We start from the raw sequence: 20769 nt of genomic DNA on the forward strand, positions 1-20769 counted from the left end.
CGGGGGTGGCCCGGAGTGGGGGCGGGCGGCCGAGTCGCCCGGTTCTCGTGTCCGGAAGGCCGGGTCCTCTCATCCCGCTTTCACTGACGCCTCATACGGTGGGGACATGACGCAGGTGACTCCTCCCGGGTGGTATCCCGATCCCGGGCAGACAAGTGAGGGTCCCGCCGCCGAGCGCTGGTGGGACGGCAAGGCATGGACGGACCAGACCCGCCCCGCGGGCTCGGCCGCCGAATGGGGTCCCACGGCGCAGGCGCCGACGGCCGGGGGGTATCCGGTGCAGCCGGGCTACCCGGCCTATCCGGCGTATCCCGGCCAGCCGCCGGCGGCCCCGCGGCGCGGGTTGCGCACGGGCATAGCCGTCGCGGTGGCCGTGGCGGTGCTCGCCAGCATCGGTGTGGGCGTGTGGGCGCTGACCGGCGACGGCGGCTCGGGCGGCGGTGGTACCGCGCAGCCGGGGCCGGGCAGTACCGGCGGGCAGAACGGAGGCGGCGGTCAGGGCGGCCCGTTCGGCGGCAACGGCGGCACCGGTGGGTCGGGCGGATCCGGTGGATCCGGGGGCAGCACTCCCGCGCCCGATCCGAGCCAGTCCGAGGCACCCAAGATCGAGAGCGGTTCCGTCACCGACTCGATCAGCGGGATCAGCATCCCGATCCCGAAGGACTGGTACGGCCAGGAGATATCGGTGGGCGCGCAGGTGACGTCCAACGACTCCTACAAGTGCCCCGGCGACACCTCGCAGTCGTGCACCAAGGGCGGCGCGTACTCGGCACCCGCCCAGGCGCTGGGTACCGCCGGCAGCACGGCCGAGGCGGTCGCCAAGGCCGACATCTCGACGAACGCGGACGAGTCGTACGGCGGCAAGACCTACGGCTCGATCACCTCGCACGACGTGCTGGCGTCCAAGGCCGTCACGGTGGCCGGGCAGAAGGGCTATCTGGTCCGCTGGAAGGCGGTCACCAGCAAGGGCTCCGACGGCTATGTCGAGTCGCTCGCCTTCCCGGCGCCCGCGAACCCGAAGCTGATCGTCGTGATCCGCTTCGGCATCGACGTCGGCGAGAAGCAGACCGTCATCGACGACATCACCAAGGGCATCAAGGTGTCGACCGGCGGCGGCGACGGCCAGACCGTCTGAACCGCCCCGCACATGGATCGGCCGGGCAGGGCCCCCTCCGCTCAAGAGAGGCCCCGCCCGGCCGGGGTTACGCGCCGCCCCCGTCCCCACGGTGCGGCGCGAGCAGGTCACCGTCCAGTCATCCCGTGGACGGCGGCCTGGTTCTCAGGTGAGGCCGAGTGCCGGGAGCACGGCGGCCTCCACGAAGCGGACGAGATAGTCGGGGTCGGCGTCCTCGCCCTCCAGGACGGGCCGGGCGCGCATCACACCGAACATCTGGGCCGGAACGTACGGCAGCGCCGGATGGTCGGCGGCGATCTCGCCCCGCTCCACACCGCGCCGCAGGATGCCCTGCAGCGCGCAGATCTCGGGGTCGACGAGCGCCTCGCGCAGCGCCTGCTGAAGGTCCGGGTCCTGGGTGATGGCATGGCCGAGCGCCGAGAGGAGCCTGGTGTCCTTGCGTCCCCACTGCGCGGCGGCCCGCGCGACCTGGCGCAGATCCTCGGCGAGCGAGCCGGTGTCGATGCCGCCGAAGCGCACCTTGCGGCCCGAGCGCAGCGCCGCCGCCACGAACTGGGGCTTGGTCCGCCACTGGCGGTAGAGCGTCGACTTGCTGCAGCGCGTGCTCGCGGCGACACCCTCCATGGTCACGGAGTCGTACCCGCATTCGCGGACCTGCTCGAGCACGGCGTCGAAGAACTCCTGCTCACGCTCCCGCGTGATCTTGGAGCGGCGCGAGGCGGCGACCGTCTCCGGTTCTTCGGCGGCCTGCGACGTCATCGGCTCTTCTCCTCGCTCTGGTCCCGCGGTCCCCCGTCCGAGGGCCGGTTATTCCAGTGTGTCGCACTTTCTTGGTGTGAAGAACATCTATCGATACGCCAGTGTACCGGTACACATTCGTATCGGTACACTGGCGTATCGGTACGGCGACGTATCGATGAGTTCCGGCCTCGGCCGGAGTCTCCTACCGCACCACCACACGCACCAGCGAAAGGGCCGGGGGATGAATGCCCGCACCGAGCCTGCAGAAGGGGAGTCCGACGCGATAGCGCGGCCTCCGGTCGTCCGTGAGCTCCTGCTCGTCGCAGGACTCTTCCTCGTCTACAAGTTCGGCCGGCAGCTGGCCACGGGCCACACCGGCGAGGCCCTCCACAACGCGACCCGCGTGTGGGACCTGGAACGGACGCTCCATCTACCCGGCGAGGGCTCGGTGCAGTCCCTGCTGCTGCACGGCGGCGACCTGGCCCAGATCGCGAACACCTACTACGCGACGGTCCATTTCCCGGCCACCGCGGGCTTCCTGGTCTGGCTCTACCTGCGGCGCCCCGCCCACTACGTGTGGGCCCGCCGGGTCCTGGCCACTCTCACCTCGGCCGCCCTGGTGCTCCCCTTCGTCTTCCCGCTGGCCCCGCCGCGGATGCTGGCCGCCACCGGCCTCGTGGACACCGCGCACGTGTACGGGCCCTCGGTCTACGGGCCGCCCTCGTCCGACCACCTGTCGAACCAGTTCGCGGCGATGCCCTCGCTGCACTTCGGCTGGGCCCTGATGGTGGCCGTCGGTCTGATCGCCGCGACCCGTTCCCGCTGGCGCTGGCTGTGGCTGCTGCACCCCCTGGTGACGCTGATGGTGATCGTGGGGACGGCGAACCACTACTGGCTCGACGCGATCGTGGCGACCGCCATGGTCGGTGCCGCGCTCGCCCTGATCCACCGGCCGCGGCGGACGGCGACGACCGCCGGCCGCGGTACCGAGAAGCTCGTACCGGCCGGAGGACCGACCGGATCGCCTGCCGGATCACGGACCGGATCGCAGACTGACGAGAACATCCTGGTCGGAGCGGGCCGATGAGCGCCACCGCCGTCGCCGTCGTGCTGTCCCTCTTCTCCGCCGTCGCCTACGCGGCCGCCGCGGTCGCCCAGGAGCGACTGGCCTCCCGGCACCCCGGTTCGGGCCTGGTGCGGCTGCTGGGCTCGACCGCCTGGTGGTGGTCGGTGCTGCTCAACGCGTCCGCCGCGCTGCTGCACGTGGTGGCCCTCAAGTACGGTCCGCTGACCGTGGTCCAGCCGCTCGGCGCGCTCACGCTCGTCGCGGCGGTGCCCATGGGGGCGCGGATCGCCGGCCGGAAGGTCAGTGCCGTGGAGTGGCGGGGTACGGCCCTCACGCTGCTCGGTCTGTCCGCGATCCTCGTGACGGCATCCGGGCAGGCGCCCGAGACGGTACTGAGCGTGCCGGAGGCGGTGGGGGTCGCGGGTGTCACGGCGACACTCATCGGGATGCTGGCGTGGCCGGGCGCCCGGCCGGGGCTGCGGCACGCGAGCGCGTCCGGCTTCGCCTCCGGTGTCGCCTCGGCGCTCACCCAGACGGTGACGGTGGCCGCGACGGACCGCTCGGGCCCGTTGCTCAGCTGGCAGGTGATCGGGGTGGCGCTGCTGGTCGCGGCCTTCGCGACGGGCGGGCTGCTGCTGTCGCAGACCGCCTACCGGGGCGGCCTCGGCGCGCCCCTGGCCGTGGTGACGCTGGCCAATCCGGTGGCCGCCGCGGCGATCGGACTCGCCCTGCTCGGCGAGCGGTTGCAGGGCGGGGCGGCCGGCGTGCTGCTGGCCCTCGCGGGTGCGGGAGTGGCCTCCTGGGGTGTGGTGCTGCTCACCCGGGCGACGCCCGACGCGGTCGCCGGGGACAGGTATGCGGACGGGTATCCGGTGCCGGCCGTCGACGACGAGCACCCGGTGGCGGCCGTACTGGCCCTGAAGCCCGAAACGGCGTCCCAGGAACCGGCGTTGGTGCCCCGCCAGCCGGAACCGGGACACCTCACCTCACTCTGATCGCCGTACGGCGGGAGCCTCAGCCGAGGCCGCGGTCGTCCTGCTTCAGGGCCGTGTCCACGGTGAGCGCCGCCGCGACGACGAGGCTCAGGAGCGGTTCGGGCAGCTGGTAGTGGATCTGCAGGACGTAGTTGTCCGCGGTCGTGAACGCCGTTCTCGCCAGACCCTCCCAGGTCTTGGTGATCCGGGCGACCTCGTTGTCGCAGTGGTCGACGACGGCGAAGTTCCAGGCCCGCCAGTTCTCGGCCCTGATCGCGCCGATCTGCTGGTCGTCGTCCGCGTTGATCGCGAAGTTGATCTTCCCGACCACGTTCTGCTGGACGATCTCGCCGACGGGCGTCCCGTCCGGACGGGTCACCGCGACCTTCGACTTGAGGAGCTTCGCGGGCCGGGTCAGCAGCAGCTGCGGCTCACCTTCGGCGTCCCGGATCTCCAGCCGGTGGGTGAGGAACTGGTCGAGGCTGGAGCCGAAGCGGAGCGCCTTCTTCAGCGTGCTCTGTCCGACCTCGGTGACCGAACCGATCTGCTTGCCGTGCTGATCCATGACCTTGTACTCGTTGGTCAGCTCGATCAGCTTGGCCTTCTGGCTGATCACCAGGACCGGCTCGGTGAAGAGGGGGCCGCCGGGGCCGCCCGGCGCGGCCCCGGCCTGCTGGGGCACCTCCTGGGCGGCCGTCGCCTGGGAGCCGTCCGGGTTGGTGTGCTGTGTCCACTGGGCGCCGTCCCAATAGCGCAGGGTCCGCGGCGCTCCGTGTGGATCCGGATACCAGCCTGCGGGGACGTTCGAATCAGTGGTCACCTTCGCACAGTACCCCGCGCCTTTCTCACCTCGTGATGATCGCCGGGTCGCTCACACCGGGACGGCCGTTCTCGACGTGTCCGGCGAAGCGCCGCAGGAACGCCGCGTCGCCCTCGGACGTGACCGTCAGGTCGTACCAGCGCTTGCTCGCCGCGAGGTCGACGGTGTGCTTCACGGTGGCACCGGGGCGCACGCTGAACGTCCGCGGCCGGCAGCCGTATCCGCCGGCCAGCTTCAACTTGGCCGTGCGGGAACCCTTGTTGGTGAAGATCAGCTCGACGTCGTCGCCCGTGTGCCGGGCGGTGGCCTCGGGTCCGGCGGTCTTGTTCGGTCCCTTGAAGACGCGCAGGAAGCCGTTGGGGCCGTGCACGGTCAGGTCGTACGAGCCGTTCGAGTACGCCGAGTTCCAGGTGTCGGAGACGGTCTTGCCGGCCTCGGTGGTGTAGCTCCAGGGGCCGTCGGTGCGGTTGCCGGAGGTGACCAGGAAGGCGGCGCCCGCCTTCGCGCCGGAGGAGAAGCCGAGCGTGAACTTCCCGGCCGCCGCGTCCACCGAACCGTCCACGCGCGGGGCGTACTTGAGCGGGCGGGCCGGGCGCAGACCGCGCTCCTGCTTGGGCAGGGTGCCACTGGCCGGCGGGGTCGGCACGTAGTCGGGGTGGCGGACTTTGTCCGGCGGCCGGTAGCCGTCGGTGTCGGGCAGGGCGACCGGTTCGGTGTCCTTGTCCGAGAAGTCGAAGGCCGCGGTCAGGTCACCGCAGACGGCCCGCCGCCAGGGCGAGATGTTGGGCTCGTGGACGCCGAAGCGGCGCTCCATGAACCGGATGATCGAGGTGTGGTCGAGCGTCTCGGAGCAGACGAAGCCTCCCTTGCTCCAGGGCGAGACGACCAGCATCGGCACGCGCTGGCCGAGTCCGTAGGGGCCGGCCGGGTGGCCGCTGTCGCCCGTGAACAGGTCGAGGGCGGGGTCGATGGTCGACTTGCCTTGCGCGGCGGAGCCGGCCGGGAACGGCGGGACCAGGTGGTCGAAGAAGCCGTCGTTCTCGTCGTACGTGACGAACAGGGCCGTCCTGCCCCACACCTCGGGGTCGGCGGTGAGCGCGTCCAGGACCTGGGCGACGTACCAAGCCCCGTAGTTGGCGGGCCAGTTGGGGTGCTCGGTGAAGGCCTCGGGGGCGACGATCCAGGAGATCTTCGGCAGCTTGCCGCCCTTGACGTCGGCCTTCAGCCGGTCGAAGAAGCCCTCGCCCTTGGTGGCGTCGGTGCCGGTGCGGGCCTTGTCGTAGAGCGGGTCGCCGGGCTGGGCGTTTCGGTACTGGTTGAAGTACAGCAGCGAGTTGTCGCCGTAGTTGCCGCGGTAGGCGTCGCCGATCCAGCCCCAGCCGCCGGCCGCGTCGAGGCCGTCGCCGACGTCCTGGTAGATCTTCCAGGAGACGCCGGCCTGCTCCAGGCGCTCGGGGTAGGTGGTCCAGCTGTAGCCCGCCTCATCGTTGCCGAGGACCGGGCCGCCGCCCTTGCCGTCGTTGCCCGTGTAACCCGTCCACATGTAGTAGCGGTTGGGGTCCGTCGAGCCGATGAACGAGCAGTGGTAGGCGTCACAGATGGTGAAGGAGTCGGCGAGCGCGTAGTGGAACGGGATGTCGTCGCGGTTCAGGTACGCCATCGTCGTGGAGCCCTTGGACGGCACCCACTTGTCGTACTTGCCCGCGTTGAAGGCGGCGTGCCCGTCGTTCCAGCCGTGCGGGAGGTCCTGGATGAAGGCGAGGCCCAGGTCGTCGGCGTCGGGGTGGAAGGGCAGGATCTCCTTGCCGCCGCTGTCCTTCTGGTGCCACACGGACGTGCCGTCCGGCCAGGTCACCGGGCGCGGGTCACCGAAGCCTCGGACGCCTCTGAGCGAGCCGAAGTAGTGGTCGAACGAGCGGTTCTCCTGCATCAGGACGACGATGTGCTCGACGTCCTCGATCGACCCGGTGCGGTGGTTCGCGGGCAGCGCGGCGGCGCGCTCGATGCTGCTGGAGAGCGCGGTGAAGGCCGTGGTGGCGCCCGCGAGTTGGAGGAATCTGCGCCGGTTGACTTCGGGCATGGGGGAGTGCCTCTCCTCTTGACGGTGCGACTTGCCGGTGCGAACAGTCCGGAACGTGACGGAATCCGCGCGCTGCGAGTTTTACAAGGGCACCGAACGTCAGGGAAGGGTCGGGTGTCGCCGATGTGAAACTCGGCGGTACGTGAGGTGTGTTGGCAAAGAACGTCCCATGGTGGCAACAGTGGGATATTCGCCAATCACGCCCGGCCACCGTCGGCCAGGGCCGACCACGGCGACCCACGAAGCACCACGCGACGACGCGTTTACGGCACCTTCACAAGACGTGCACTTCTGGCCGACCTGCGTTCCTGGTGGGCTTCGTGGGGCAGACGGGGCGCGGGGCGTCTGCCTAGCCTCCCGAGCCATGAGATCCACACTGCTGAGACGCCTCGGCCTCACTGCCGTACTCGCCCTCGCCCTCGCCGGGTTCGGCCTGGCCCCCAGCGCGAGCGCGGCTCCGGCCGCCCAGGCCGACGTCACGTTCGCCACCGACAGCGCGACCACCACGCCCGGCGGCACGGTGAACGTGTCGATGACGCTCACCAACAACCACACCTACGACATCTGGTTCGTCTACCAGACGATCGACCCGACGTGGCTGACCACCCAGCGTCCCGACCTGAAGTACAGCTTCACCGGGTGCACGCTGGCCACGGCCGAGGGCTCCACCCCGTGCTCCGGGACCGGCCCCGCCAACCTCGGCACCAACTACGGCGCCACCATCCCGCCCGGTCAGAGCCGTACCGTCACCCTGACCCTGCAGGTCGCCGCCGACTCCGGCTGCAACGGCAACATCGGCTTCTACTCGTACTACTACGTCGAGTTCAGCGACAGCACGAACATCAGCGGCGGCCCGGCCTACACGCCCGAGACCCGGGTGCTCTGCGCCTGACGGCCCCGCACGGCGGCCGGCCCGCGCCGACCGGCCGCCGCCCGTATGGCGAGATCGGCGTGGTCCAAATCCGGACGAGATCGGAAAGACGCGGCGCGGCCCGGCAGACCGGTCGATCACTCGGCGGACCGGGGGCCGTTTCCTCGCCGGTGATCGATACCGGACCAGCGGGCAGGGGCCTCGATACACCTCTGCCGCCTGCCGGACTCCCGTTCTGCGGGCGCCCGTTCGGGCGACGCGATGACCGAATGGACGCCTCACTTTTCCGTCACGTTTCGCAGCATGACCACAAAAGCTACACAGGGGCACCACTATGTGACGCGACGAGTGCGTGGCGACTGGCGTCTGAGGGGGGCGTGGCGCCGCGCACTGGGGTGCGTCCGCTCCGGCGGGAGCAAGTGGTCACCCCTGCCCGGGGAGGGAACAACACCGCATGAAGCGGACCATACGCACGACCGCGCTCACTGTGGGCGCCCTCATAGCCTCGTTCGCCCTGCCGGTGGCCACGGCCCACGCCGACGCGGTCACGCCCCGCGTCGATCTGCGGGTCCTGATCGTGAGCGACGGAGGCCCGTCCACCGACGCCGTCGCGGCCGAACTGGACACCGAGGGAACGCCGTACACCGAGATAGACCTCCAGGACTCCGCGAGACCCGTCATCGACGCGGACTTCCTCGCGGACACGGTGGACGGCGTTCCGCGCGCCAAGTTCCAGGCCGTGGTCCTGCCCAACGACAACCCGTTCGCGGCCGGTTCGGCCGAGATGACGGCGCTGGCGGCCTACGAGCAGACCTACGCGATCCCGCAGGTCGACGCCTACACCTACGCGCGTCCGGAGGCCGGGCTCGACTATCCGGTCAACGGCGGCTATTCGGGCAGCCTGGACGGCGTCGCCGCGCAGGTCACCGACGCCGGCGCGGCCGGGCCGTTCGGATATCTGGACGGGTCCGTGCCCTTCGAGGACAACTCCCCCACCGTGGGCGAGAGTTACGCGTACCTGTCGACGCCGATCGCGGGCGCGGACTTCACCCCGTACGTCGACGCCCCGATCCCCGGAAAGTCGACCCGGGGTTCGCTGGTGGGCGAGTACCGGCACGACGGGCGGCGGGAGCTCGTCGTCACCTTCGTCTACAACCAGTACCAGGAGCAGTTCCGCCTTCTGGCCCGCGGCATCGTGGAGTGGATGACCGGCGGGGTGCATCTGGGCGCCTCCCGCAACTACTTCGCGGTCCACGTGGACGACGTGTTCGCGGCCGACGACCGCTGGGACTCCACCCTCAACTGCACACCGGGCGACATCGACTGCCCGCCCGGCCAGGGCGTGGAGAACCCGATCCGGATGACCGCGGCGGACGTCGACCACGCGGCCGACTGGCAGGCCGACCACGGCATCACCCTCGACATGGTGTACAACGCCGTCGGCACCGTGAACCAGCGTGAGGACAACGACGGCGTCGACGAGTTGGCCGACGAGTTCGTCACCGACCGCGACAGCTTCCGTTGGGTCAACCACACCTACTCGCACCCGTTCCTGGGCTGTGTGCAGGACGTCACCGTGGTGCCGTGGAAGTGCGCCACCAACGCCGACGGCAGCACCCAGTGGGTCAGCCGCAACGACATCTCCGACGAGATCGCCACCAACCGCGCCTGGGGCCAGTCGGTCGGACTCCCGCTGGACACCGAGGAGTTGGTGACCGGCGAGCACTCGGGCCTGCGGATCCTGCCGCAGCAGCCCGTGGACAACCCCAACCTGGCGCCGGCCCTGACCGACAACGGCGTGAAGTGGCTCGCCTCCGACAACTCCCGTGACCCGGTGCAGCGTCAGGTCGGTCCCGCGACGACGGTCTCGCGCTACCCGATGAACGTCTTCTACAACGCGGGACGGACCGCCGAGCAGGTCGACGAGTACAACTGGATCTACACCGGCCGGGCCCAGGGCGGCAGCGGCATCTGCGAGGACAACCCGGCGACCTCGACCTGTCTGACCGCTCCGCTGAGCACCTCCACCGGCTACGCCGACTACATCGTGCCGCTGGAGACCAGGACCGCGCTCGGGCACGTCCTCTCCAACGACCCCAAGCCGCACTTCATCCACCAGTCGAACCTGACCGAGGACCGGATCGCCTACCCGGTGCTCGACGGTGTCCTGGACGGCTACCACGCGCTGTTCGCGGACGACACCCCGGTGGTGAACCTGCGGATGAAGGACATCGGCACCGAACTGCAGCGGCGCGCGGCCCGGGACGCGGCACTCGACGCCGGTCAGGTCACCGCGTACCGCATCGGAGACACGGTGACCGTCCAGGCGCCGAACGGTGTGCCCGTGAGCGCGACCCTGCCCAGCGGCACCACGCAGGGCGGCTCGGCGTTCGGCTCGGCGTACGCGGGCGAGGTCTCCGGCTGGACCACCTCGACGGGACAGCCGCTGACCCTCGCCCTGCCGTCGTCCACCCCCTCCCTCACCGCGACCGCCGACGCGGCGGACCCGGCGTCCACCTCCACCACTCCCCCGACCAAGGTGCCCGCCGGTGTGACCGAGCAGGTGCCCTACGTCCCAGAGAACTGAGCGGCACGCCCGACGGTCCCGGCCGCACCCATCGCGGCCGGGACCGGAACGACCGCCACCGACCTCGGCCGTGGAGCCCCACCATGCACGTTCACGACGGCGCGCGCCGCTCCGGCTCAACGCGCGTCACCCTGCTCACCGAAGGCACCTACCCGCACAGTCACGGCGGGGTGAGTGTCTGGTGCGACCAGCTCGTCACCGGCATGCCCGACCTCGACTTCGAGGTCGTCGCCGTCACCGGCACCGGACGCGAACCCCTGGTGTGGGACATCCCGGACCACGTCTCGCGCGTGGTCTCCGTCCCCATGTGGGGTCCGGCGCCCGACGGCCGCCCGCCGCGCGGCAGGAGCCGCAACCAACTCGCCGCCGCCTACGAGCAGTTCCTGACGGCGCTGCTCGACCCCCGGGCCGAGCACGGCTTCGCCGCCGCCCTGTACACGATGGCGCGGGCCGCGGCGGACGGCACGCTGAGCCCGTTCCTGCGCGGCGACCGGGCGATCGGCGTGCTGACGGCGGTGTGGAACCGCCCGGGCCTGGCCGTACGGGAGGCCCGGCCGAGCCTGCACGACGCGATCACCGCGACCGCCCTGCTGGAGCACGCCCTGCGTCCGCTGGCCACGCCGCTGCCCGAGGACGGGGTGGCGCACGCGGTCAGCGGCGGGGTGGCCGCGCTGCCGGGGCTCGCCGCGCTCGAACGGCACGGCGTACCCCTGCTGTTGACCGAGCACGGCGTGTATCTGCGCGAGCGCTACCTCGGTTATCGCACCGCCCCCTACCGCTGGCCCGTGAAGGCCGTCGTGCTGGGCTTCTTCCGGCTGCTGGCCGAGGAAACGTACCGGCGGGCGGCCCTGATCACCCCGGGCAACCGCTACAACCGGCTGTGGGAGGAACAGGGCGGCGCGGACCCCGGATCGATACGCACCGTGTACAACGGCGTCGACCCGGGCGCCTTCCCGATGGCCGGTCCCGAGCCGGAGCGGCCCACCCTCAGCTGGGCCGGCCGGGTCGACCCGATCAAGGACCTGGAGACGCTCATCCGCGCCTTCGCGCTCGTGCGGGGTCAACTCCCGGACGCCGCACTGCGGTTGTTCGGCGGCACCCCGCGCGGCGGCGAGGCCTACCGGGAGCGGTGCGAGGCGCTGGCCGCCGAGTTGGGGCACGGCCACGCGGTCACCTTCGAGGGCCGGGTCGAGGACATCAAGGACGCCTACGCGGCCGGGAACGTCGTGATGCTCTCCAGCATCAGCGAGGGCTTCCCCTTCACCCTGATAGAGGCCATGTCGTGCGGGCGGGCGACCGTCTCGACGGACGTCGGCGGGGTGCGCGAGGCCGTCGGGGACACCGGCCTGGTCGTGCCGCCGCGCGACCCGGCCCGGATGGCCGCCGCCGCGCTGGAGCTGCTGGCCGACCGGGACCGCCGCCGCACGATGGGCGAGGCGGCCCGGCTGCGCGTGATCGAGCAGTTCACCCTGCGCCAGACCGTCGACACCTTCCGCTCGATCTATCTGGAGCTGTCGGCACTGGGCCGGATGTGGACGCCCGACACCGCCGTGGAACTCGCCGAAGCGGGCGGGGACGACTCGGTGTCGTCGAGAACCGGGAGCATGGCCGGATGAGCGGGCCCATGGCGCTCGAACCGGGCGGCGCGGAAGGCGACACGCTCTCCCTCCGGCTGGCCGAGGACCGCTCACGCCGCGGGCGGCTCGGCGACGACCGCACCCTGGCGCTGCGCCAGCCGCACTGGGGCGCTGACCACGCCGCGGTCGACGAACTCGCCGCGGAGTTGGCCGACCGCATAGGACCGGCCGTGCACGCCTACGAGGTCGCCGCGCTGCTGGAGTCGGAGGGCCTGACCGCCGAGTTCATCAAGGAGCGGTACGGCCATCCGAGCCTGTTCTCCCTGGCCGCCGCCCTCTACGAACGGGTACCGCGCACCTTCCCGGAGCCCGCGCGGCCTACCGATCCCTGGCGCCCGGACCATGTGCGCTGCGCCCTGCGCGGGGCCCTGTTCGCACTGCCGGGACTTGCCTATCTGCTCACCGGACCGCTGTGGCACGCCGAGCGCTCGGTCTCGGTCCTGGTCGTGGCCGGACTGATCTCCTGGGCCTGGGGCCAGGCGCTGGGCCACCGGGCCTTCCTGCGCATGACCTCGGGGCGACGGGAGGCGGCTCGCACCCTCATCAAGGGCGCCCCGCTGGGTGCCGCGGTGGCGACGGCGGCGGGCTCGCTGGTCACCGGCTCAGGACCGGCGGCGCTGGCCGCGGGGGCGCAGTCGGTGTATCTCGCGGCGGCCGGTGTGCTGTTGGTGCTGGGCGGGGAACGGCTGCTGCTGGCCGCACTCACACCGATGATCGCCGGCGCCGCGGTACTGCCGTGGTGGGAACCGGGGACTCTGCTGCGGGCCGGACTGCCGCTGCTGTCCCTGCTGGGCGCGGTTGCCGCGGCCGCCTGGACCCTGCGTACCGCTCTCTCCGCCACTCCGGCGCCGGGCAACTCCCGTCCCCCGCTGCGCCGTTCACTGCCCTACGGCCTGTTCGGACTCGCCGCCGGATCACTGGTGCTGCTGGCGGGCCGGGAGCAGCCGTACGCGGTGATCGTGCTGACCGTGAGCATGGGGCCGGCCGAGTGGCTGCTGTACCGGTACCGCGGACTGTCGGTGGCGGCGCTGCGGGCGACGGCCACGCCGACCGCCTTCCAGGTGCGCTCGGCGGGCATCCTCGCCCTCTGCCTCTGCGCCTACTTGCTGCCCCTGCTCCCGGCGGCCCTGCTCACCGACTCCGACCCGGCCCCGCTGCTGCTGCTCGCCGCGGCGCTGTGGACGGCCCTGCTGCTCCAGGCGTTCGGGGCGGCCTGGCCGCCGGCCGGAGTGTGCCTCGCCGCCGCCGCGGCGGCGGGTGCGCTCACCCTCCTGGACTCGCTCCCGGGCGTCGAGGCGCTGTCGCTGTGTTGCGGCGCCGCCGCCCTGTGCCTCACGGCGTGCGTGCTGCGCCTGCTGGGGCGCCCCGCTCCGCACGCCTGACCGTCCGGACCCGGCCCCCGTCCGGACGCGCACCACCTCCTTATCGCGACACCCCCCACAGGAAGCACAACCGACAGGAAGGAAGCACGAGTTGACCACCGCACCACTCGCCGCAGTCACCGGAGCCGAGGGTTTCATCGGCTCCCACCTCACCGAGGCGCTGGTCGCCTCCGGTCACCGGGTGAGGGCCATGGCGCAGTACAACTCCTTCTCCTCCTACGGCTGGCTGGAGACCCTCCACCCCGACGTCCTCGACCAGGTCGACATCGTCCTCGGCGACGTCCGCGACCCCGGCTCGGTCCGCGGCCTGCTCGAAGGCGCCGACACCGCCTACCACTTGGCCGCCCTCATCGCGATCCCGTACTCCTACCAGGCGCCGCACAGCTACGTGGACACCAACGTCACCGGCACCTTGAACGTGCTGGAGGCGGTCCGCGCGCTGGGGACGCCCCGGCTGGTGCACACCTCCACCAGCGAGACGTACGGGACCGCGCAGACGGTGCCGATCACCGAGGACCACCCGATCAACACCCAGTCCCCGTACGCCGCTTCGAAGGCGGGCGGCGACCGGCTGGCCGACAGCTACCACGCCAGCTTCGACACCCCGGTGGTGACGCTGCGGCCCTTCAACACCTTCGGCCCCCGCCAGTCGATGCGGGCGGTCATCCCGACCGTCATCGGCCAAGTGGCCGCCGGGGAACGGACGATCACCCTCGGAGACCTGCGCCCCACCCGCGACTTCACCTACGTCAAGGACACCGCGCAGGCCTTCCTCACGGTCGGCACCGCGCCCGCCGAGCAGGTCGTGGGCCGCACCTTCAACGCCGGCACCGGCGGCGAGATCTCCATCGGCGACCTCGTCTCGCTGATCGGCAAGGTGATGGACACCGCCCTCGACGTGCGCGAGGACACCGCGCGCATCCGGCCGGTCAACTCCGAGGTGATGCGGCTGGTCGCCGACGCGAGCCGACTCACCGCCGCGACCGGCTGGCAGCCCGCCCACTCCCTGGAGGAAGGCCTCCTGGGGACCGTCGAGTTCTTCCGCGACCCGGCCAACCTCGCCCGGTACAAGACCGGCATCTACAACATCTGACCCGACCGGTACGTCCAGAAGGAGGAGTCCCATGCACGCAGTGATCCTGGCCGGAGGCAAGGGCGTCCGGCTGCGGCCCTACACCACGGCACTGCCCAAGCCGCTCGTGCCGATAGGAGATCAGCACGCGATACTGGAGATCGTGTTGCGCCAGCTCGCGGCGGCGGGATTCACCCGCTGCACCATCGCGATCGGCCACCTGGGCGAGATCATCCGCGCCTACGTGGGCGACGGCAGCCAGTGGGGCATGTCCATCGACTACGCCACCGAGGAGAGTCCACTGGGCACCATGGGCCCGCTGCTCACGATGCTCGACCGACTGCCCGAGAAGTTCCTCGTCATGAACGGCGACATCCTGACCGACCTCGACTACGCGGACGTCCTGCGCCAACACCGCGACTCGGACGCGCCGTTGACCATCGCGACGTACGCCCGCAAGGTGCACATCGACTTCGGGGTGCTGACCACCGACGACGGCCGGGTCGTCGCCTTCACCGAGAAGCCGAGCATCGACTACCGCGTCTCCATGGGCGTGTACGGGCTGTCCCGGTCCACACTCGCCGGCTACACGGCCGGACTGCCGCTGGGCTTCGACGAGTTGGTCCTCGACCTGCTGAAGACGCAGAACCCGCCGCACGCCTACGACTTCGAGGGGTACTGGCTGGACATCGGACGCCCGGACGACTACGACCGGGCCAACGCCGAGTTCACCTCCCGCAAGTCACTGTTGCTCAAGGGAGCCTGACCATCCCATGCGCATTCTCGTCCTGGGCTTCACCGGCTATCTGGGCGGCCATGTCGCCGGGCACCTGCGCACCCTCACGGGCGTGCGGGTGCTCGGCGGCGGCCGCTCCCCCGCCGCGGAGTTCGGCATCGACCTCGCCACCGCCCGCGCGGACGACCTGGCGCGCGCGGTGGCCGACGCGGCACCCGACGCCGTGATCAACTGCGCGGGCATGACCGGGGGCGACGCGGTGACCATCGCCGAGGTCAACTCCCGTGGCCCCGCGGTCCTTTGCGCGGCGCTGCGCAAGGCGGCGCCGACGGCCCGGCTGATCCATCTGGGCTCGGCCGCCGAGTACGGCCCCGGCGTCCCGGACGTGCAGGTGACCGAGTCTGCGGCGACCCGACCGGTCGCCGTGTACGGCGCCACCAAGCTCGCCGGCACGGTCGCGGTCACCACCTCGGGGCTCGACGCGGTGGTGCTGCGGGTGGGCAACCCGGTGGGCGCGGGCGCCCCGGCGGCCGGACTGCCCGGCCGGGTCGCCGGTCTGCTGCGCGAGGCGGGCCGCGACCCCGGCGCGGTGATCCGGCTCGGCGACCTGTCGGCGTACCGCGACTTCGTCGACGCGCGCGACGTCGCACGAGCCGCGGCCCTCGCGGTGTCGGCCCCGCGGACCCTGCCGAGCATCCTCAACATCGGCGCCGGACAGGCCACCCCCGTACGGGAGTTGGTGCACACGCTGGCGCGCGTCTCCGGGTTCCGGGGGCGGATCGAGGAGAACGGCGGCGGTTCCGCACGCTCGGGGGAGGTCTCGTGGCAGTGTTCCGACATCACGGCCGCCGAGGAGTCCCTCGGCTGGCGGCCGTCGTACCCCCTCGACGACTCACTCACCGCACTGTGGACGGCGACGGCGGGCCCGGAAGGCGACCGGGCGCCGTGAGCCTGCTCATTCCGCTCTACGTCCATCCCGCCGAGGACCCCGGCGCCTGGCACCGCCTGATCGGGGCGGCCGCCGGCACCTACGCGGTCGTGATCAACCCGGCGAACGGACCGGGCCAGGTGCCCGATCCCGCGTTCGCCGCGGCGGCGGAGGCCCTGCGCGCGGCCGGTGCCCGGCTGCTGGCGTACGTCGACACCGACTACGGCGCCCGCAGCCCGGCCGAGATGACGGACGACGTCCTGCGGTACCGCGAGTGGTACCGGACCGACGGCTGCTTCCTCGACCAGGTGACGGCCTCGCCGGACGAACTGCCCGCCTGCAGACGCCTGGTGCGCTCCCTGCGCAAGCTCGGTGCCGCGCCGGTCGTCCTCAACCCCGGCATCCACCCGGCGCCGGGGTACGCCCGGCTCGCCGACCTCGTGGTCACCTTCGAGGGCCACTGGTCGACGTACGTCTCCACGTTCAGCAGACCGTCATGGACGTCCCGGCATCCGCCCGAGCGGTTCTGTCACCTGGTCTACGGTGTGCCCGAGGCGCTGGTGCCCCTCGCCGTCCGCACCGCGCGCGAACGCGGCGCGGGTGTCGCCGGACCGGTGACGGGTGAACTTCCCAACCCCTGGACGCAGTTGACACCCGCACTGGAGGAGACGGAGTGATGAGAGGCACCGCGCTGGCGTGCGGCTTACTGACCGCGGCCCTGGCGCTGAGCGCGTGTTCGGGATCGGGGGACGGCGACCGTACGGCGTCGGACGCGCCGGGGCGCTCCACCGATCCCGCCGCGGACCCGCCCGTGGAGACGACTCCCGCCCCGCCGAAGCGCTGGCAGCCCAGCCCCGGCGTCGCCTGGCAGTGGCAGCTCGACGGGGAGGTCACGCCCTCCGTCGACGTGCCCGTCTACGACATCGACGGCTTCGAGAACACGGCGGCGGACGTGACCCGGCTGCACCGCGCCGGCCGCAAGGTCATCTGCTACATCAACGTCGGCGCCTGGGAGAACTACCGCCCCGACAAGAACGCCTTCCCGAAGTCGGTGCTCGGCGCCGGCAACGGCTGGGCGGGCGAGCGCTGGCTGGACATCCGACGCCTGGACGTGCTGCGGCCGATCATGGAGCACCGCTTCGACATGTGCCGCGCCAAGGGATTCGACGCCGTGGAACCGGACTTGGTGGAGGGCTACGCCAACAAGACGGGCTTCCCGCTGACCGCCGCCGACCAACTGGCGTACAACCGCATGATCGCGGACATCGCGCACGAACGCGGCCTGGCCGTCGGCCTCAAGAACGACCTCCCGCAGATCCCCCAACTCCTGTCCCACTTCGACTTCGCGGTCAACGAGGAGTGCGCTCAGTACGACGAGTGCGGGGAACTCCGTCCGTTCACCGCGGCGGACAAGGCTGTCTTCCACGTCGAGTACGAGGTGCCCAACAGCAAGTTCTGCGCCGAGTCCCGCAAGCTGAAGCTGTCGTCCATGAGTAAGAAACTGGACCTCGGAGTGTGGCGCCGGCCCTGCTGAACACCCTTCGGAGCGAGGTCAGTTGACGGCGGACGGCGTCGGTGAGCCCGAGAGGCGGTCGGAGCTCACGGAGAAGGCCTTGTCGCCCGCGACGGCCACGATCGCGTCCTTCACCAGGACCAGGCTCGGGATCCGGTCCTCCGCCGAGGTACCCAGGTCGTCCACCTTGTCCGTGGTCCAGGCCTCGGCGCCCGTCTTCCGGTCGAGCGCGAGCAACCGGCCGTAGCGGTTGGCGAAGTAGAGGTCGTCGTACGTCGATGACAGGACCGGCGCCGACAGGTTCTCGATCTGTGTCCCCTGCTGCCACAGCCGGGCACCGTCGGACGCCCTGTTCGCGGTGACGGTCCCGTCGGGGCGGACGAAGTAGACGGTTCCGTCGACGAGGGTGGCGGTGCCGCGCGGGGTGCCCGCCAGCGGGAGCCGGACGGCCCTGCCGCTGCTCGGGTCCACCTGCAACAGGCTCTTGTACGCCTCGTCCCGCCCGTCGTTCGACTCCCACTCCGCCTGCTGGGGCACCAGGAACAGCGGCTGCCCGCCTACGTCGCCGAGGGGCGTCGCGCTCAGGGGCAGCGTGTGGAGTTCGTGCACCGTGCCGTCGGCCGGGTCCAGGTGCAGCAAGGCGGCCTGGCCCTGGGTGGGGTCGTTCGCGTCGACGCACACGCCGTAGGGGGCGTCGCCCAGGACCAGCGGGGCGCAGTTGGTGCCGGCCGACGACTTCACCGGTGACCGCCACAGGTCCTTGCCCGTCCTGGCGTCGAGGGCGACGAACTCCTTGCCCCCTTCTGTCATCGCCAGGGCGCCGCCGTCGAACAGGGCGGCGGGCGAGCCCGCGTCGACCGTCCGGGTCCAGACCGGATCCCCGGATTCGACGTCGAGGGCGAACACCCGCTGGGCCGAGTTCACTTCGGTCTCGTCCGGCCGGTCGTATCCGTACACGATCCCGTCGCGGACCCCGAGGGGTCGCTCCGCGCTCTGCGGGCTGCTGCCGAACCGCCACTTGACGCGCCCCGTGGCGGCGTCGAGACGGCCGACCGTGAAGCCGGTCCCCGAGCAGTACACGGAGGAACCGGCGGAGGCACAACCGGCTTGCACGCTGTCCACGTTGACGGACAGGGACTTGTCCTTCACGGCCCGCACCAGGCTCGTCCGCCAGGGCTGCCACCCGGCGGGCAGCGCCGCGGCGCGGGATGCGGAGCCGCCGGCCTCGGACGCCGGCGCGGCCGGGTCGGCGGGGCTCGTGGAGGCGGGCGTCAGGTAGTACGCCGTCGACGCGCACACCACGGTGCCGGCCAGCGCCGCACCGAGGACGACGAGCCGCCGTACCCGACGCCCACGGACACCCGCACCGGCTCCACCGGCCGCGGGGACGACAGTCGTGCCGCCGGGCCGCCGAGGGGCTCTCCGGTGTCCTGTCACCGTCGGTGGGTCCGTCATGTCCGGCAGGTCCAGCAACAGGCGGTGGAGTTCGGCGAGTTGGGGGCGCTCCGCCGCGTTCTTGTCGAGGCAGCGGGCGGCGATGCTCCTCAGCGGTTCCGCCACTCCGTCCAACCGGGGCTGCTCGTACATCACCTGATAGCCCGTCAAGTACGGGCTGGCGCCGTCGAACGGACGGTTGCCGGTGGCCGCGTACACGAGGAGCGAGCCGAGCGAGAACACGTCCGAGGCGGCGGTGACGTCCTTCGGCGAGGAGAACTGCTCCGGCGACATGAAGGGCGGGGTGCCGATCAGCCGGCCGGTCACGGTGAGGGCCTGGTTGTCGGCGGCGCGGGAGATGCCGAAGTCGATGACGCGCGGGCCGTCCTCGGCCATCAGCACGTTGCTCGGCTTCAAGTCCCGGTGCACCACGCCCGCTTGGTGGATGTCCCGCAGCGCCTCGACCAGGCCCAGCGCCAGCATGCGCAGCGCCCGCCCGCCCAACGGGCCCTCCTTCTCCACCGCTTCGGCCAGGGTGCGGCCCGGCACGTACAGCGTCGCCATCCACGGCATCTCGGCCTCGGGATCGGCGTCCACGACGGGCGCGGTGAACGCGCCGCTCACCCGTCTCGCCGCCGCGATCTCCTGCCGGAACCGGGCCCGGAACTCCTCGTCCAGCGCGTACTGCGCGTGCACGACCTTGACCGCGGCCTGCCGCCCCGAGGCCGACAGTCCCAGATAGACGACGCCCATACCGCCGCTGCCGAGCCGGTCGATCAGCGCGTAGCCGCCTATGGACCCCATGGGCCCCGATTCCCCGGTGCTTGGTGGCATCGCCGGTTACCCTCTCCAACCCTGCTGCGCCGCACAGCTGTTCAGCGGCATCAGGCTAGCGCCTGCGCCACTCCAACCTCCCCAGGTCCTTCTCGTACCAGGGAGCCGGTTCCGACCCCGGCCACCACCTCCGGGTAAATTCGCCCATAAGGGAAGATCGACGAAGGACGGTAACGATGGTGATCAATCGACGCCAGTTCTCAGCGGTGAGCGCGGGAGCCGCAGCGGCCACGCTCGCCGGGGCCACGACGGCCCGCGCGACGACCCGCAGCAGCAAGCCCGCGGTACGCAATGTCGTCCTCGTGCACGGCGCCTACGCGGACGGCTCCTCCTGGGCGAAGGTCATCCCGCTGCTCCAGGCGGCGGGGCTGAACGTCATCGCGGTGCAGAACCCCCTGACCTCCCTGGCCGACGACGTAGCCGCCACGAACTTCGCCCTGGCCCGGGTGGACGGGCCCACGGTCCTGGTCGCTCACTCGTACGGCGGCACCGTCATCTCCGAAGCCGGACTCGCCCCGAACGTCACCGGCCTCGTCTACGTCGCCGCCCGCGCCCCGGAGGCCGGCGAGGACTTCGCCGCGCTCGCCGCGAAGTTCCCCACCCCTCCGGTGAACTCCGGGATCATCACCTCGGGCGGCTTCAAGTTCATCAACCAGCCGGCATTCCTCAGGGACTTCGCGAACGGCGTCCCCAGGAAGGAGGCCCTGACGCTCTACGCCGCCCAGGGCCCGCTCTCGACCGCCGCGCCCACCACGAGCGTCGCAGCCTGGCACCAGCGGCCGTCCTGGTACGCGGTCTCGAAGAACGACCGCACCATCGATCCCGACCTGGAGCGCTTCATGGCCCGGCGCATGGGCGCCACGACCATCGAGGTCGACTCGGGCCACCTGTCGCTCGTGGCCCACCCTGAAGTGATCACCAGGCTGATCCTGCGGGCCACGGCCAAGAGCTGACGCTCC

The 20769-nt window shown here is 71.4% G+C and carries 17 protein-coding genes; 13 read left to right on the forward strand and 4 right to left on the reverse strand.

Going from position 1 to position 20769, the window contains the following annotated elements:
* Positions 1 to 106 precede the first annotated feature (106 nt).
* Positions 107 to 1135 (forward strand): DUF2510 domain-containing protein, encoded by a 1029-nt coding sequence (locus tag M2283_RS01405; protein WP_280874049.1) that lies wholly within the window; start codon positions 107 to 109, stop codon positions 1133 to 1135.
* Between the two features lie 144 nt (positions 1136 to 1279).
* Here the strand turns inward: M2283_RS01405 and M2283_RS01410 are convergent, their stop codons facing one another.
* Positions 1280 to 1894, reverse strand: a complete 615-nt coding sequence (locus M2283_RS01410; protein ID WP_280874050.1) for a TetR/AcrR family transcriptional regulator — start codon at positions 1892 to 1894, stop codon at positions 1280 to 1282.
* 223 nt (positions 1895 to 2117) lie between these two features.
* Between M2283_RS01410 and M2283_RS01415 the strand changes: the two genes are divergently transcribed.
* Together M2283_RS01415 and M2283_RS01420 are read left to right on the forward strand one after the other, a co-directional pair.
* Complete coding sequence (locus M2283_RS01415; RefSeq protein ID WP_280874051.1) at positions 2118 to 2963, forward strand: phosphatase PAP2 family protein; 846 nt, start codon at positions 2118 to 2120, stop codon at positions 2961 to 2963.
* Entirely contained in the window at positions 2960 to 3937 is a 978-nt protein-coding gene (locus tag M2283_RS01420; protein ID WP_280874052.1) for a hypothetical protein, read from the forward strand. The genes M2283_RS01415 and M2283_RS01420 overlap by 4 nt, the downstream gene beginning before the upstream one ends.
* A gap of 19 nt (positions 3938 to 3956) precedes the next feature.
* Here M2283_RS01420 and M2283_RS01425 read toward each other — a convergent pair whose 3' ends face one another.
* Both M2283_RS01425 and M2283_RS01430 read right to left on the reverse strand, forming a co-directional pair.
* Positions 3957 to 4736 carry a phospholipid scramblase-related protein gene (locus M2283_RS01425; protein WP_280874053.1) on the reverse strand — a complete coding sequence of 260 codons (780 nt, stop codon included), beginning with the start codon at positions 4734 to 4736 and terminating at the stop codon, positions 3957 to 3959.
* 25 nt (positions 4737 to 4761) lie between these two features.
* The gene (locus M2283_RS01430) at positions 4762 to 6816 is read right to left on the reverse strand and encodes a phosphocholine-specific phospholipase C (protein WP_280874054.1); all 2055 of its coding nucleotides are present in this window, start codon (positions 6814 to 6816) and stop codon (positions 4762 to 4764) included.
* A 364-nt stretch (positions 6817 to 7180) separates the two neighbouring features.
* Here M2283_RS01430 and M2283_RS01435 point away from each other — a divergent pair, with 364 nt between their 5' ends.
* The 9 genes from M2283_RS01435 (at position 7181) to M2283_RS01475 (ending at position 17563) form a co-directional block, all read left to right on the forward strand.
* Positions 7181 to 7708, forward strand: coding sequence for a hypothetical protein (locus M2283_RS01435; protein WP_280874055.1), 528 nt, complete (start codon positions 7181 to 7183; stop codon positions 7706 to 7708).
* A 433-nt stretch (positions 7709 to 8141) separates the two neighbouring features.
* On the forward strand, positions 8142 to 10274 hold the full coding sequence (locus tag M2283_RS01440) for a hypothetical protein (RefSeq protein WP_280874056.1): 2133 nt from the start codon (positions 8142 to 8144) through the stop codon (positions 10272 to 10274).
* Between the two features lie 83 nt (positions 10275 to 10357).
* Complete coding sequence (gene pelF / locus M2283_RS01445) at positions 10358 to 11890, forward strand: GT4 family glycosyltransferase PelF (RefSeq protein WP_280874057.1); 1533 nt, start codon at positions 10358 to 10360, stop codon at positions 11888 to 11890.
* Positions 11887 to 13293 carry a hypothetical protein gene (locus M2283_RS01450; RefSeq protein WP_280874058.1) on the forward strand — a complete coding sequence of 469 codons (1407 nt, stop codon included), beginning with the start codon at positions 11887 to 11889 and terminating at the stop codon, positions 13291 to 13293. Before pelF ends, M2283_RS01450 begins: the two co-directional genes overlap by 4 nt.
* Positions 13294 to 13384: 91 nt before the next feature.
* Entirely contained in the window at positions 13385 to 14386 is a 1002-nt protein-coding gene (locus tag M2283_RS01455) for a GDP-mannose 4,6-dehydratase (protein ID WP_280874059.1), read from the forward strand.
* Positions 14387 to 14417: 31 nt separating this feature from the next.
* The gene (locus M2283_RS01460) at positions 14418 to 15131 is read left to right on the forward strand and encodes a nucleotidyltransferase family protein (protein WP_280874060.1); all 714 of its coding nucleotides are present in this window, start codon (positions 14418 to 14420) and stop codon (positions 15129 to 15131) included.
* A gap of 7 nt (positions 15132 to 15138) precedes the next feature.
* Entirely contained in the window at positions 15139 to 16050 is a 912-nt protein-coding gene (locus M2283_RS01465) for an NAD-dependent epimerase/dehydratase family protein (protein ID WP_280874061.1), read from the forward strand.
* On the forward strand, positions 16047 to 16706 hold the full coding sequence (locus M2283_RS01470; protein WP_280874062.1) for a spherulation-specific family 4 protein: 660 nt from the start codon (positions 16047 to 16049) through the stop codon (positions 16704 to 16706). Before M2283_RS01465 ends, M2283_RS01470 begins: the two co-directional genes overlap by 4 nt.
* Positions 16706 to 17563: an endo alpha-1,4 polygalactosaminidase gene (locus M2283_RS01475; RefSeq protein ID WP_280874063.1), complete on the forward strand. Its 858-nt coding sequence runs from the start codon at positions 16706 to 16708 to the stop codon at positions 17561 to 17563. The genes M2283_RS01470 and M2283_RS01475 overlap by 1 nt, the downstream gene beginning before the upstream one ends.
* 18 nt (positions 17564 to 17581) lie before the next feature.
* Here the strand turns inward: M2283_RS01475 and M2283_RS01480 are convergent, their stop codons facing one another.
* Positions 17582 to 19780: a protein kinase domain-containing protein gene (locus M2283_RS01480; RefSeq protein ID WP_280874064.1), complete on the reverse strand. Its 2199-nt coding sequence runs from the start codon at positions 19778 to 19780 to the stop codon at positions 17582 to 17584.
* A 206-nt stretch (positions 19781 to 19986) separates the two neighbouring features.
* Here M2283_RS01480 and M2283_RS01485 point away from each other — a divergent pair, with 206 nt between their 5' ends.
* On the forward strand, positions 19987 to 20763 hold the full coding sequence (locus M2283_RS01485; protein ID WP_280874065.1) for an alpha/beta fold hydrolase: 777 nt from the start codon (positions 19987 to 19989) through the stop codon (positions 20761 to 20763).
* Positions 20764 to 20769 lie beyond the last annotated feature (6 nt).

Source organism: Streptomyces pseudovenezuelae, from assembly GCF_029892565.1.
GTDB lineage: Bacteria > Actinomycetota > Actinomycetes > Streptomycetales > Streptomycetaceae > Streptomyces > Streptomyces pseudovenezuelae_A.